The following is a 13,120-nucleotide window of genomic DNA, read 5'->3' as shown; positions in this document are numbered from 1 at the left end:
GTATTGGTACTTATTTAATGAAAATAAATATTATAAACAAGGTGATGAAATTTATTGGCGGCATTTCATATGAGGCCTTTTTGACACACCATGTTACGATTTGCCTGTTTATAAAGTTTGTACCGGCAGATGCGACGGTGATGATGCGAGTAATATTATTGATTGCAATTTTGGCGGCGACCGGTATTTCGGCTGTTGTTTTAAAACAGGTATGCAAAACAATCATGTCTTTAGGAAGAGCACGAAAGAAAAATATTGCTTAATAAAAATGTATGACAGAATTTAAAGAAGGTGAAAAGTATTGAAAAAACCAGGCTACTATTCATCCGGTGAATTTGCCCGCATGGCCCACGTGACCCTGCGGACAATTCGCTATTACGACAAACAGAATATATTAAAACCATCTTACGTCACAGAAGCGGGCGCAAGATTCTACACAGACGAAGACTTCGCAAGACTACAGCAGATATTATTATTAAAGTATCTGGGATTTTCGCTGGACGATATCCGTGATATGACGATCGATGATGCAGACTATCACTTCATGCTCAATTCTCTTAACATTCAGTTGAAATTAGTCCGTGACCGCATCGAACAGATGCAGCTGGTGGAACAGGCAATTCAGGACACGTCGGATCTGATACAGAAAGAACATTCCATCGACTGGAGCCAGATGTTGAATCTGATCCATCTGACCGGCATGGAGAAAAGTATGAAGAACCAGTATCAGGATGCGTCAAATATTTCCGCAAGAATTAATCTACATAGCCTGTATTCACAGAATACGAAAGGATGGTTTCCATGGATTTTCGAACAACTGGAATTAAAGCCGGGAATGAAGGTTCTGGAGCTGGGATGTGGAGATGGTACACTCTGGAACGTGGACAGGGATAAGATCCCGGAACAGACGGAGATTGTAGTATCAGATATATCGGATGGAATGTTAAGAGATGCAAGGCGTACGATCGGTGCAGACGACAGCAGGTTCAGGTTCCATGTATTTGATGCGGGAAGAATACCTTATGATAAGGATTCATTTGATCTTGTAATTGCCAATCATGTGTTGTTTTATTGCGAGGATATTCCGAAAGTCTGCAAGGAAGTAAAACGTGTATTGAAGCCGGGAGGAAGATTTGTCTGCAGTACATATGGCAATGATCATATGAGAGAAGTCAGTGAACTGGTCCAGAAGTTCGATGACCGGATCGTACTGGCGGCAAAGAATCTGTATGAGCGTTTTGGGAAAGAGAACGGAGAAGAGATTCTTAAGAAGGATTTTGAAAAGATAGAGTGGAGGCGGTATGAGGATTCGCTTATCGTGCCGGAACCGGAGCCATTGATTTCTTATATCTTGTCGTGCCATGGAAATCAGGGACAGTATATTCTGGATCATTACAAGGAGTTCCAGTCTTATGTGCGTAAGAAGACGGAAGGCGGGTTCCACATTACGAAAGATGCCGGGATTTTTGTTGGGTATATTGGTTGAGAATAATAGAAATGTTATGTATAATGAAATAAAGTACAGTTTACAAGGGACTACACAGGGTAGGTATCTGACGGGAGGGGTGCCGCCAGTCAGATTTTCCATGTGATGTTCAAGCTGTCGCTTGTGGCGGCTATGGTGGTGATCATCAAATCCACCACACGCCGCTTGTCATCAAAAGATACATTCTCCCAGGTATCGAGGTAGCCGGAAATCTGGCTGACCTGTTCCGGGCTGATGGCCTCCACAGTCAACTCCGCTATCCTTGCCAGAAGTTCCTGCTTGCGCCCGTCCAGTTCCGCTATCTTCACATTCACATAGGAGAACAGGACATTGTTTGCCCCCGTCAGACTGTCCACCAGCTTTTCAATCTCGCTGTCTACATGGGCAAGTTCCACTTGCAGGGCGGTGATTTTCGGGTTTGCCTTTGCCGCTTTCTTTTTTCCTGTCAGCGTCTTGTAGCTTGCCAGCTTCTTTACCATCTGCTGATAAACAACCGCTTCCAGTTCCGAAGTGATGATTTTCCCACAGCCAGGACAGCTTTTATTGTCCAGCCGTTTCGTGCAGCGGAGATACTGTTTGCCGGAGGGATTGTAGATACTCATAAGAGCATACCCGCAATTCCCGCACTTGATTTTTCCTGCCAGCCATGTGTGGGTGGCTTTCCGGGCAGACTGGATTTTCATGTTGTTCATCAGCTTCTTGCGGCAGGTCAGCCAGGTGTCGGAGGGGACGATACCCTCATGGGGAGCCAGTACCAGCATTTGGTCTTTTAAGTCGTTTTTCTTGCTGGCCTTTACATCTCGCCCTTGATACAGATAGCAGCCGTTCATGCCCGTAAAATCGGCAACGTCATTGACAATGACTGTACCTTGACTTTTGAAAAATTCGTACACATCAAGGTCTGCCTGCACATAGACAGGATTGCGTAACATCTGCGCCAGCGTGGGGCGTATCAGCTCTTTGCCATGGAACAAAATCCCCTGTTCGGCAAAGTACCGGGTAATGTCCCCGTAGGAAGTTGTGGGCTGGGCGTACATCTCAAACATCAGCCGGATATTGGCCGCTTCCTCCGGGTTTACCACCAGCTTCTTTGTGTTGATACCGTCCATCTTGATAGGCTCCGTATGGAAGCCGTAAGGGGCTTTCCCGCCCATCTTAAAGCCCCGCTGACTGCGGGAGTAGTAAGCGTCCGTTACCCGCTTCTGTATCGTTTCCCGTTCAAGCTGGGCGAACACGATACAGATATTCAGCATGGCCCGTCCCATCGGCGTGGAGGTATCAAACTTTTCCGTAGAGGACACAAACTCCACATTGTACTGCTGGAACAGCTCCATCATGTTGGCAAAGTCCAGAATGGAACGGCTGATACGGTCGAGCTTGTAAACCACGACCTTTGCAATCAAGCCCCGCTTGATGTCCCGCACCAGTTCTTGAAACTTCGGACGGTCTGTGTTCTTGCCGCTGTACCCTTTGTCTGTGTATTCCTTGCAGTTACCGCCTTTCAACTCGTATTTGCAAAATTCAATCTGGCTTTCAATGGAAATGCTGTCCTTTTTGTCTACCGATTGTCTTGCATAGATTGCGTCTATCCGATTGTTCATATTGTCGCTCCTTTTCTTAAAAAAGAAACGGAGCTGCTGACAGTTCTATTATACCGCCAGCAGCCCCGCAAATCAATGATGGGTTTGGAAAACCTTATGTCCCGGCTTCCTCACTCTCCCGCTTGTCGGCGTACTTGCGGAACACCTCATAAAGCTGCTGTTCCAGTTCCCGGCGTTTGGCTGCTTCCTGTTCCGGCGTGAACACCGGGGAGAGATTTTCCAGTGTGATTTCCTTTCCCTGAAAAGTCACGATTTCGATTTCCTTTTTGTATCTGATATTACTTATAAGATCACCTTTCCTTTCCATGCTGCCGCTGTTGCCGTTTCAGTTCCGCTAAAATCTCCGGCGGGATACGGTCAACCAGCCGCCGCATATCGTCCAGTTCGCTTTTTAACTTCGCCCGTTCCATCGTGTCATTCATCTTGCCTTTTTCGCTGGCCTTTGCCCTGACTTCCAGCTTTTCATTTTCCGCTAACAAGTCATTGATTGTGACCTTGTATTTTTTCAGTTGCCCGGAGAAGTTCTCCATCTGCGGAAACCACTTTTTCAGCATGGAGAGGGCTTCCTCTTTCTTCTTTCCGGCGTTCAGCGGGGTAATGCCGGAGAGAACCGCTTCAATGGCCCTCGCCTGTTTGGAGAGGTTGACCGCCTGTTTGAACAGCCGGGTGGGGATATGCTTCCGGCCCGTCTTGCTGGCGCTTTCCCCACGCTCCAGGTCGGGGTACTGCTCCACCATACAGGCGTGAAAATCGTCCTGCCACTTCGTCAGATTGGCCCGGTTGCCGATAATTTCTTTGGCGCACAGGCGGTTGTCCTTTGTCAGCGGCACAAAGACCAAGTGCAGATGGGGCGTTTTTTCATCCATGTGTACCATAGCCGAAACGATGTTCTCCCGGCCCACCCGGTCAATGAGGAAGTCCGCCGCCCTCTGGAAGTAGGCCGCTATCTCCTTTGGGGACTTGCCCTTGAAAAACTCCGGGCTGGCGGTAATCAGCGTGTCCACAAACCGAGTGCTGTCCTTGCGGGTGCGGCATCTGGCCTGCTCGATGCGGCTCTGAATGAAATGGTAGTAGCGGCCATCCGGCTTGACGATGTGGAAATTGTACTTGCTCCGGCTGGTGTCAATGTCCGGGTTGCTGGCGTACTGCTCCTTTTTCCGTTCATGGTGGGCTTCCAGCGGCCCCGCCGGGTGGCCCTTGTGCTTCTCAAATCGCAAAATTGCGTGTTGTGCCATTGAACTCCTTTCCCCATTCCATTCCTTTCCGGCGGGTTTTCCCGCCGAAAATATCTCTGATAGGATTGGAATGGAATGAATGTAAATAGATGGTTTTAATCTCTGTATTTCTATATACCGTCAGATTTCCGTACTTCAAGAGGATTGATTTTCGTACTCGCCAAGTACGGTTTTCAGCCCTCCGGCGTACCATAACCGGATTTCTTGAAGTCGGTGTTTGGAACCGCTTCATAGGATTTCGGGTAAATGCGGTTGGGTTTTCCACAGCCCTGTTTCTGGATTTCCACCAGCCCCGCATACTGCAACTCCCGCAGGGTGTTGACCGCTTTCTGCCGCCCGCAGCGGAGCAAAGCGACCACCTCGCAGATGGGGTAGTACAGGTAGACCCGCCCGTACTCGTCCGCCCAGCCGTTCTTCCGGGACAACTCCGCCCGGCGCAGGACAAAGGCATACAGCACCTTCGCTTCGTTGCTCAAGGGCTGGAATGTGGGTGCTTCAAAAAGGAAATTGGGGAGCCGGGTGAAACTGAACGCCTTTTCCGGCTGGTGAATATAAATCGTGTTTGTCATAGCGTGTTTTGTGGACGGTTAGAGGCCCGTTTTCCGGGGCGAATGATAAATGATACCAGCCGCCCCGGTTGAGGGCTTGCGGAGCCTTGCAAATCAAGGCTTTTCCCGCTCTTAACTGTCCACAGCAGACCTCCTTTTCCGTTCACTTTCTGTTTTCTGCCGCCTGTGAACTCTGGCGGCGCAGTCCGGGCAGTATTTGCCCCGGTTGGACTTCGGGACGAACACACCGCCGCACTCCGCACAGCGTTTCAAGTCCCTGTCCCGGTAAATCTCCGCTTCCAGCGTCCTGTCCAGCGGCAAGACCGCCCAGCGGAACCACTTGCAGCAGACGGAGAACGAAATCATCTGCGGACAGGCGCAGGTGTCGCCATCGTCCAGCGCAAGGCAGTTTCCGTCCTCGCAGTTGCAGCACTCCCGGCGTATCAGGCCGCTGGCTCGTCTCTTCTGGGGCGGGGTTATGCGGTAGGGGGAGCCGTCCGGCCTGTGTTCCAGCGGCGGCAGGTGTTGATAGGGTCTTTTGCTCATGCGTCCCTCCGTTTTCTTTGGCGTGTTCTGTTTCCAAGGTGCTTGTCCATCGATGAACTATCCCAAGTCTACACCTTTTTGACCGCCTGTGCCGTATATCCAAGAGGTAGGAAATCAGCCTGAAAAACTCCCTATTTCCACGCTCTCGGATTTGTGATATAATCAAAAAAAGATAAAAGACAAATTCAGGTTTCTGGTCTTCTTGCACAAAATAAAGGAGGAGCTATTATGCAAATTGTTTATATTCCAAGCGAATCAATGTCTGTTCAAGGTAAAAAAGATGAAATCTATAAAAGATATGGGAAAGACTGGAATATTAGAGAACAGGGAGGAGGTAACGGAAATTGGTTGTTGACCAGAAAAAGTGATGTGCTTGTAGATGGAAAAAGTTATCGTACTTTTGTACTTGAACACTACGGTAAATCCAAGCTGACAGCGAAGCTTGTTGATAAATTTCGTGAAGATGTAGCAAATGGTAAAATAAAACTGTAAATGCCTATGCCGTTATGCTATGAGCATAGTACATAGCATAACGGCTTCTCTTTCGTTGAGCTAGCAAGGAGGGTGAATATGTCTTTATCCATACAAGAGCGATTAAAAGACCTACGTGTGGAGCGTGGCTTGACGCTGGGGCAGCTTGCGGAGCAGACCGGGCTTTCCAAGTCTGCGCTGGGCAGTTACGAAACGGAAGACTTCAAGGACATCAGCCACTATGCCCTTATCCGGCTGGCGAAGTTTTACGGTGTGACCGCTGATTATCTGCTGGGGCTGTCTGAAATGAAAAATCACCCAAACGCCGATCTTGCAGACCTGCGTTTGAGTGATGAAATGATTGACCTGCTGAAAAGCGGGAGGATAGACAATACCCTGCTGTGTGAGCTGGCGGCGCACCCGGATTTCCCCCGGCTGATGGCTGACCTTGAAATCTATGTGAACGGAACGGCACTGAAACAGGCGCAGGGTGCAAACGCCATAGTGGACACGATGAGCGCAACTGTTATAAAAAAGCATAATCCTGGCATGAGTGATACGCAGTTAAGACAGCTTATCACCGCCCATATTGATGAGGACGAGTTTTGCCGCTATGTGATACAACGGGACATAAACGGGATTGCCCTTGCTCTGCGGGAAACACACAAGGACGATTTTTTCAGCGTCCCAGAGGATAACCCGCTAAAAGAAATGCTGGAAACTGCTGGTGAAATCGTCAGCCAGGACAGCGACACGGAACAAGCGTACTTGGCGTTTATCTGCAAACGGCTCAAGCTGAATTTTAGGAAGCTGTCAGTAGAAGAACGGAAGTGGCTGAAAAAGATTGCGGAAAAATCCGACTTGCTGAAGAATCCAAAACCGCAGAGAGGACGAAGATAAAAAATGCCTGAACGGCGGTTCTGGTTTTTCAGAACCACCATCCAGGCATTTTGTTTAGTAATAGAAAAAGGTGCAGTTGATTATTGCGTATTGTCAATCTCTCTCAAACCGGGTAGTAAAAATACGGCAAGCGCAACGATGATAATGCCAATTCCGCAAATGACAAACCATTTCTCAACTCCCAGCCGCTCCGCCAGAGGCCCGGAAATGACAAGGCCAAACGGCATGGCGAGGGAAGCGGCGCTTGTCAGTAGAGAAAAAACTCTCCCCAGATATTCTGGTTTGACCGTTTCTTGAAAAATCGCATTTTGCACACCGTAAAATGGAGCGGAAATTCCCATAACAGTACAGCACACAACAAAGACAAGAAATGCGTCTGGCGGCAAAAGCCCGGAGAGCATATTGCTAACGCCCATCAGGAGAACGGAAAGACCGATGGTGTACCGCCGTTTCTTAAAACCGCCCCAAATGCTCAGAATGACTCCGCCAAGCAGCATACCAACCGCAAAAGCAATTTCAGCGGCAGAGGCATGGGCCGGTGTTCCTTTGAAGTATGACATACAGATGAGAGGAAAAAGCGTACTGATTGGCATATAAAAGAACATATAAATTACACCAATCCAGAGCAGAGCAAAGAGGCCCCTGTTTTGCTTTAATACCACATACCCCTCTTTCATATCCTGTAAAAACTGTTGTCTTTTCGTTTCTGGACATAGTTCAGGCGTTGGTATGGACGAAATCGCAACAGTCACACAGGCAAGGATTGCACCCACAATATCTAACAATATAATTGCATTAAGAGGCCAAACAGCATATAAAAACGCTGCGGCAGCTGGACTGATAATCGCACTTACTGCTTGCATGGTCTGCGTGTAACCAGCGCATTTTGTAAGTTCCTCTTTTGGCACAATCATAGGTGTTGCTGCGCTGAATGCTGGAGAATGAAAAGCAGTTCCCGCACTTCGGATTAACAGGACAACCATAATAGACCATACGGGCAATTCCATGTAAAACGCCACCAGCGCCAGAATACCGCCAGCGGCGGCAATTATCAAATCCGCACCAATCATTACGCTTTTACGGCTGTGCCGGTCAACAAAAGCACCTGCAAACGGGCCTAAACAGGCTTGCGGCAAAAATCCAATCAGTGTTGCCGCCGTCAATATGATTGCAGAATTAGTTTTCGCAACCAAATAAAAGATAATGGCCATTTGCAAAATACCGCTGCTAATAAAGGATATTGCTTGTCCGGCAAGAAGTGTAAAATAAGTTTTTCTCCATGAATTGTTGTTTTGGGTCATAATGCGAACCTCCTTTTTTATTGCATTGTTCCTTTGTTTCTGCAATAAAAAGCAGGCGTTGTCCCACAGAGAGGGCAGACGCCTGCATAACAACAAAGCACGAAAAAACACCACGATACAGTTCAAAGACTGCTCGTGTCAAACCTACGTGTTCCTTTGCATACGCACGCAAAAAAAGCCCACCATCATGTGGAAAGGTACTTCTACTTTTTATTGCTTATTAGCGTACACAAATTAACACACGTAAGCCTCCTTCCAATCTCAAACTGTCGCACAGTATAACACACATCCGATAGACTTGTCAACCATTTTTAACCTTGTTTTCCATCTTGTTTTTCCATCTCTTACGGGCAGTAGCAAAGCCAGGCGAGCCAGTCAACGGTCAAGATGAACGGCGCTTTCAGCGCCGCCGTTGACAGTCTCGCCCGTCTTTGCTAATGGGTAATCAAGGCGGGAAAGCCATTTTAGGGCTTTCCCGCCCATTTCAATTTTGGGAGAAGAAAGGCCCCAAAATGAACGAGTGCGGCCAAACACTTTTAGGGATTGGCCACCTTGTCCACCCATCCAGCGGGGCGGCGGGGAACGGTCAAGGCCGGGCGTCAGCCCATTCATTTCAGCCTTGACGGTTTCCTGCCGTCCTGCTACTTTTCCCGGAGTGTGGCCACACATCTGGTCACGGTGTCCAGAGCTTTGGGACTTTTTGTCCCATAGGCCGGGGGCGGAGGACGAGGGACGGGGGCTTTCATAATACGCCCTGTCTGCTGCTGAAATCAGCCCTTTGTTTCCGGCTTACCAGCCCCAAACAAAGCCCTGCTTTCCTGCCGCGTCAAATGCCCTTGCCCTCCCCGGCGGCAACGGTATTTTCAGGGCAACGCCGACAGAGCGTATAACACACTACACTTTGCTCCGCAAAGTCGTGTGCCAAATGGGGCGCTGCCCCCTTTGGAAACCCCCGCAACAAACAGGTGCTATGCACCCAGCCGGGAGCATAGCGCCGTTTGTTGTCAGCAGCCCGTTTCACGGTCTGCGTGTAGTTCCTTGTAAACTGACCTAAATGTCTGAATTAATAATCTCGTTTTTGAAATGCAGTGTAATTCCTAAAACGCCTTAAATATTACAAGAAAGTTACAAAAAAATAAAAAAAGTACTTGAAAGTGACCTAAGGTCACCTTTTATAATACAATTAACACGAAAAACAGAGACTAGAAAACCTTAGAACTTGATAACCTAATATACAAAACGAGGAGGTTCCTGAAATGAAAGGAATTATTTTAGCAGGTGGTTCAGGCACACGTCTGTATCCATTAACAATGGTAACATCAAAGCAGTTACTGCCAATCTATGACAAGCCGATGATCTATTATCCAATGTCAGTGCTGATGAACGCAGGCATTCGTGATATCCTGATCATCTCAACACCACAGGATACACCAAGATTCCAAGAACTGTTAGGAGACGGACATCAGTTTGGTGTGAATCTGTCTTATGCAGTACAGCCAAGCCCGGACGGACTTGCTCAGGCATTTATCATCGGAGAAGAATTCATCGGTGATGATACAGTAGCAATGGTTCTCGGAGATAACATTTTTGCAGGTCATGGACTGAATAAACGTCTGAAAGCTGCTGTTGAGAATGCAGAGACCGGAAAGGGAGCTACTGTATTTGGATATTATGTAGATGATCCGGAACGTTTCGGTATCGTAGAATTTGATCACGAAGGAAAAGCTATTTCCATCGAAGAAAAACCGGCACAGCCAAAGAGTAACTACTGTGTAACAGGACTGTATTTCTATGACAACAACGTTGTAAAATATGCAAAAGAGTTAAAACCAAGTGCACGTGGAGAACTGGAGATTACAGATCTGAACCGTGTATATCTGGAACAGGGAAATCTGAATGTAGAACTTCTCGGACAGGGATTTACATGGCTGGATACAGGTACACACGAAAGTCTCGTTGATGCAACGAACTTCGTTAAGACTGTTGAGACACATCAGCATCGTAAGATCGCATGCCTGGAAGAGATCGCATACCTGAACGGATGGATCAGCAAGGACGAGGTAATGGAAGTATATGAAGTTCTGAAGAAGAACCAGTATGGACAGTACTTAAAAGACGTCCTGGATGGAAAATATAAAGAAAATCTGTACTAAAATCTATACTAAGAAATGATACAAAAAAGGAGAAAGCAAAAAATGACAATTATTGTAACCGGAGGAGCCGGATTTATCGGAAGTAACTTTGTATTTCACATGTTAAACAAATACCCGGACTATCGCATCGTTTGTCTGGACTGCCTGACATATGCAGGTAACTTATCTACACTGGAGCCTGTAATGGACAATCCGAATTTCCGTTTTGTAAAAGAAAGCATTACAGATCGTGAAGCAGTTTACAAATTATTTGAAGAAGAGAAACCAGATATGGTTGTAAACTTTGCAGCAGAAAGTCATGTAGACCGTTCTATCGAAAATCCGGAAGTATTCCTGGATACAAACATTAAAGGTACTGCAGTTCTGATGGATGCCTGCAGAAAATATGGTATCAAACGTTACCATCAGGTATCTACAGATGAAGTATATGGAGATCTGCCGCTTGACAGACCAGACCTGTTCTTCACAGAGGAGACACCAATCCACACAAGCAGCCCATACAGCTCATCTAAGGCAGCAGCAGACCTGTTAGTTCTTGCTTATCACAGAACATACGGACTGCCTGTAACGATCAGCAGATGCTCTAATAACTATGGACCATATCACTTCCCAGAGAAGCTGATCCCTCTGATGATCGCCAATGCACTGAATGACAAGCCGCTTCCGGTATATGGAGAAGGATTGAATGTACGTGACTGGTTATATGTAGAAGATCACTGCAAAGCAATCGACCTGATCATCCATAATGGAAGAGTCGGAGAAGTGTACAACGTAGGTGGACACAATGAAAAGACAAACATCGAGATCGTTAAGATCATCTGCAAAGAACTTGGAAAACCGGAAAGTCTGATTACACATGTTGCAGACCGTAAGGGACATGACATGCGTTATGCAATTGATCCGACTAAGATCCACAATGAACTTGGATGGCTTCCAGAGACTAAATTCGAAGATGGTATTAAGAAGACAATCAAATGGTATCTTGAGAACAAGGAATGGTGGGAGACAATCATTTCCGGAGAATACCAGAACTATTATGAGAAAATGTATGCTCACCGAGAGGAGATTTAAGAATGAAAGTATTAGTGACGGGTGTTGGCGGACAGCTTGGTCATGATGTGATGAACGAACTGGCATCCCGCGGATATGAGGGAATCGGTTCGGACATCAAAGAAACATACAGCGGAATTCAGGATGGTACAGCGGTGACAACAATGCCGTATGTACCGATGGATATCACAGATGCAGCTTCGGTAGAAAAAGTCCTGACAGAGGCTGCGCCGGATGTAGTGGTACATTGTGCGGCATGGACAGCCGTTGATCTTGCGGAAGATGAAGATAAGAAAGACATCGTAAAAGCTGTCAATGCAACAGGAACAAAGAATATTGCAGATGTGTGTAAAAAGTTAGACTGTAAGATGGTATACATCAGTACAGACTATGTATTTGACGGACAGGGAGAGAAAGCCTGGGAACCTGACTGTAAGGATTACAAACCACTGAATATATATGGAGAGACAAAACTTGCCGGAGAGCTTGCGGTATCGGAGACGCTGGATAAGTACTTCATCGTACGTATCGCGTGGGTATTCGGAAAGAACGGTAAGAACTTTATCAAGACAATGCTCAATGTAGCAAAGACACACGATACATTGAAAGTTGTAAATGACCAGATCGGAACACCAACCTATACATTTGACCTTGCAAGACTTCTCGTTGACATGATCGAGACTGATAAATATGGTTACTATCATGCAACAAATGAAGGCGGATATATCAGCTGGTATGATTTTACAAAGGAAATCTTCCGCCAGGCAGCAGAGCTTGGTCATGACGAATACGGCGAAGACAAGGTGACAGTTCTGCCGGTAACAACAGAAGAGTACGGTGTATCCAAAGCAGCAAGACCTTTCAACAGCAGACTGGACAAGAGTAAACTTGTGGAAAATGGATTTACTCCACTTCCGACATGGCAGGATGCGCTTGGAAGATACCTGAAAGAAATCGAATTCTAAATTTTATATAGATGAAGAATAATCTCAGCCACATGATGTGGCTGGGATTGACTCACGTATAAATCATTTAAATCAATAAGGAGACGTAATAATGGGACAGATTAAAGTAGAAAAAAACGCAGGCGGTATCCAGGGACTCTGTGTAATTGAACCAACAGTACATGGTGACGCAAGAGGATACTTTATGGAGACATATAACCAGAAAGACATGGAGGAAGCCGGACTTACAATGCAGTTTGTTCAGGACAATCAGTCATGCTCAACAAAAGGAGTTTTAAGAGGATTACATTTCCAGAAAGAATTTCCACAGGGCAAACTGGTACGAGTCGTAAAAGGTTCTGTATTTGATGTTGCTGTAGACTTAAGAAGTGACAGCGAGACATACGGAAAATGGTTCGGTGTGGAGCTGACAGAAGAAAATAAGAAACAGTTCTATATTCCGGAAGGATTCGCACATGGATTCCTGGTATTGAGTGATATTGCTGAGTTCTGCTACAAATGTACAGACTTCTATCACCCGGGAGATGAAGGCGGTCTTGCATGGAACGATCCTGAGATCGGTATCGAGTGGCCGACACTGACAGGAGAGTACAAAGGAACAGCTTCCGGTGAAGGATATGCACTGGAAGATGGAACTGCGCTGAACTTAAGCGAAAAAGATCAGCTCTGGGTTGGATTAAAAGATACATTCCATTTTTAAATCGCCATGCGTTCGAAAGAAGCTGCCAGTGGCAGGTTCTGTAGATTTAAGATAATAAAAGCTTCGGATCATACGAATCCGGAGCTTTTTTGTTATCTTAAACTGTTATTCATATAATATTAAGAATATAAATATTGCTCAATTATTAACTATATGTTACAATA

The 13,120-nt window shown here is 46.5% G+C and carries 14 protein-coding genes; 8 read left to right on the top strand and 6 right to left on the bottom strand.

Annotated elements, in window-relative coordinates; translation table 11 throughout:
- Together NCY30_RS13645 and NCY30_RS13640 are read left to right on the top strand one after the other, a co-directional pair.
- The coding region (locus tag NCY30_RS13645) for a hypothetical protein (protein WP_331476583.1) at positions 1-263 on the top strand (263 nt) is incomplete at its 5' end.
- Between the two features lie 38 nt (positions 264-301).
- Complete coding sequence (locus NCY30_RS13640) at positions 302-1,486, top strand: MerR family transcriptional regulator (protein WP_250818811.1); 1,185 nt, start codon at positions 302-304, stop codon at positions 1,484-1,486.
- A gap of 89 nt (positions 1,487-1,575) precedes the next feature.
- Here NCY30_RS13640 and NCY30_RS13635 read toward each other — a convergent pair whose 3' ends face one another.
- The 5 genes from NCY30_RS13635 to NCY30_RS13615 form a co-directional block, all read right to left on the bottom strand.
- The gene (locus NCY30_RS13635; RefSeq protein ID WP_002575864.1) at positions 1,576-3,087 is read right to left on the bottom strand and encodes a recombinase family protein; all 1,512 of its coding nucleotides are present in this window, start codon (positions 3,085-3,087) and stop codon (positions 1,576-1,578) included.
- 94 nt (positions 3,088-3,181) lie between these two features.
- Complete coding sequence (locus NCY30_RS13630) at positions 3,182-3,337, bottom strand: hypothetical protein (protein WP_002575863.1); 156 nt, start codon at positions 3,335-3,337, stop codon at positions 3,182-3,184.
- A gap of 40 nt (positions 3,338-3,377) precedes the next feature.
- The gene (mobV, locus tag NCY30_RS13625; RefSeq protein WP_002575862.1) at positions 3,378-4,322 is read right to left on the bottom strand and encodes a MobV family relaxase; all 945 of its coding nucleotides are present in this window, start codon (positions 4,320-4,322) and stop codon (positions 3,378-3,380) included.
- A 173-nt stretch (positions 4,323-4,495) separates the two neighbouring features.
- On the bottom strand, positions 4,496-4,891 hold the full coding sequence (locus tag NCY30_RS13620; RefSeq protein WP_002575861.1) for a replication initiator protein A: 396 nt from the start codon (positions 4,889-4,891) through the stop codon (positions 4,496-4,498).
- 111 nt (positions 4,892-5,002) lie between these two features.
- On the bottom strand, positions 5,003-5,416 hold the full coding sequence (locus NCY30_RS13615; RefSeq protein ID WP_002575860.1) for a cysteine-rich VLP domain-containing protein: 414 nt from the start codon (positions 5,414-5,416) through the stop codon (positions 5,003-5,005).
- Between the two features lie 228 nt (positions 5,417-5,644).
- Here NCY30_RS13615 and NCY30_RS13610 point away from each other — a divergent pair, with 228 nt between their 5' ends.
- Positions 5,645-5,908, top strand: a complete 264-nt coding sequence (locus tag NCY30_RS13610; protein ID WP_002575859.1) for a hypothetical protein — start codon at positions 5,645-5,647, stop codon at positions 5,906-5,908.
- 78 nt (positions 5,909-5,986) lie between these two features.
- The gene (locus tag NCY30_RS13605; protein WP_002575858.1) at positions 5,987-6,787 is read left to right on the top strand and encodes a helix-turn-helix domain-containing protein; all 801 of its coding nucleotides are present in this window, start codon (positions 5,987-5,989) and stop codon (positions 6,785-6,787) included.
- An 80-nt stretch (positions 6,788-6,867) separates the two neighbouring features.
- Here the strand turns inward: NCY30_RS13605 and NCY30_RS13600 are convergent, their stop codons facing one another.
- Complete coding sequence (locus tag NCY30_RS13600) at positions 6,868-8,088, bottom strand: MFS transporter (RefSeq protein ID WP_002584949.1); 1,221 nt, start codon at positions 8,086-8,088, stop codon at positions 6,868-6,870.
- Positions 8,089-9,344: 1,256 nt separating this feature from the next.
- On the opposite strand from NCY30_RS13600, the gene rfbA reads away from it, so the two are divergent.
- From rfbA to rfbC, 4 genes are all read left to right on the top strand, one after another.
- Positions 9,345-10,241 (top strand): glucose-1-phosphate thymidylyltransferase RfbA, encoded by an 897-nt coding sequence (rfbA, locus tag NCY30_RS13595; RefSeq protein ID WP_055213659.1) that lies wholly within the window; start codon positions 9,345-9,347, stop codon positions 10,239-10,241.
- 42 nt (positions 10,242-10,283) lie between these two features.
- Positions 10,284-11,312, top strand: coding sequence for a dTDP-glucose 4,6-dehydratase (gene rfbB / locus NCY30_RS13590; protein ID WP_006428578.1), 1,029 nt, complete (start codon positions 10,284-10,286; stop codon positions 11,310-11,312).
- Positions 11,313-11,314: 2 nt separating this feature from the next.
- Entirely contained in the window at positions 11,315-12,256 is a 942-nt protein-coding gene (gene rfbD, locus NCY30_RS13585) for a dTDP-4-dehydrorhamnose reductase (protein WP_250818810.1), read from the top strand.
- A 91-nt stretch (positions 12,257-12,347) separates the two neighbouring features.
- On the top strand, positions 12,348-12,956 hold the full coding sequence (gene rfbC / locus NCY30_RS13580) for a dTDP-4-dehydrorhamnose 3,5-epimerase (RefSeq protein WP_006428576.1): 609 nt from the start codon (positions 12,348-12,350) through the stop codon (positions 12,954-12,956).
- The last annotated feature ends 164 nt before the right edge of the window (positions 12,957-13,120 follow it).

Source organism: Dorea sp. MB18-49 (assembly GCF_023669465.1).
In the GTDB taxonomy this organism is placed as follows: domain Bacteria; phylum Bacillota; class Clostridia; order Lachnospirales; family Lachnospiraceae; genus Dorea_A; species Dorea_A longicatena.
Note: the sequence above shows the minus strand (reverse complement) of the source record. Positions and strands in the feature narration are given on the sequence as shown.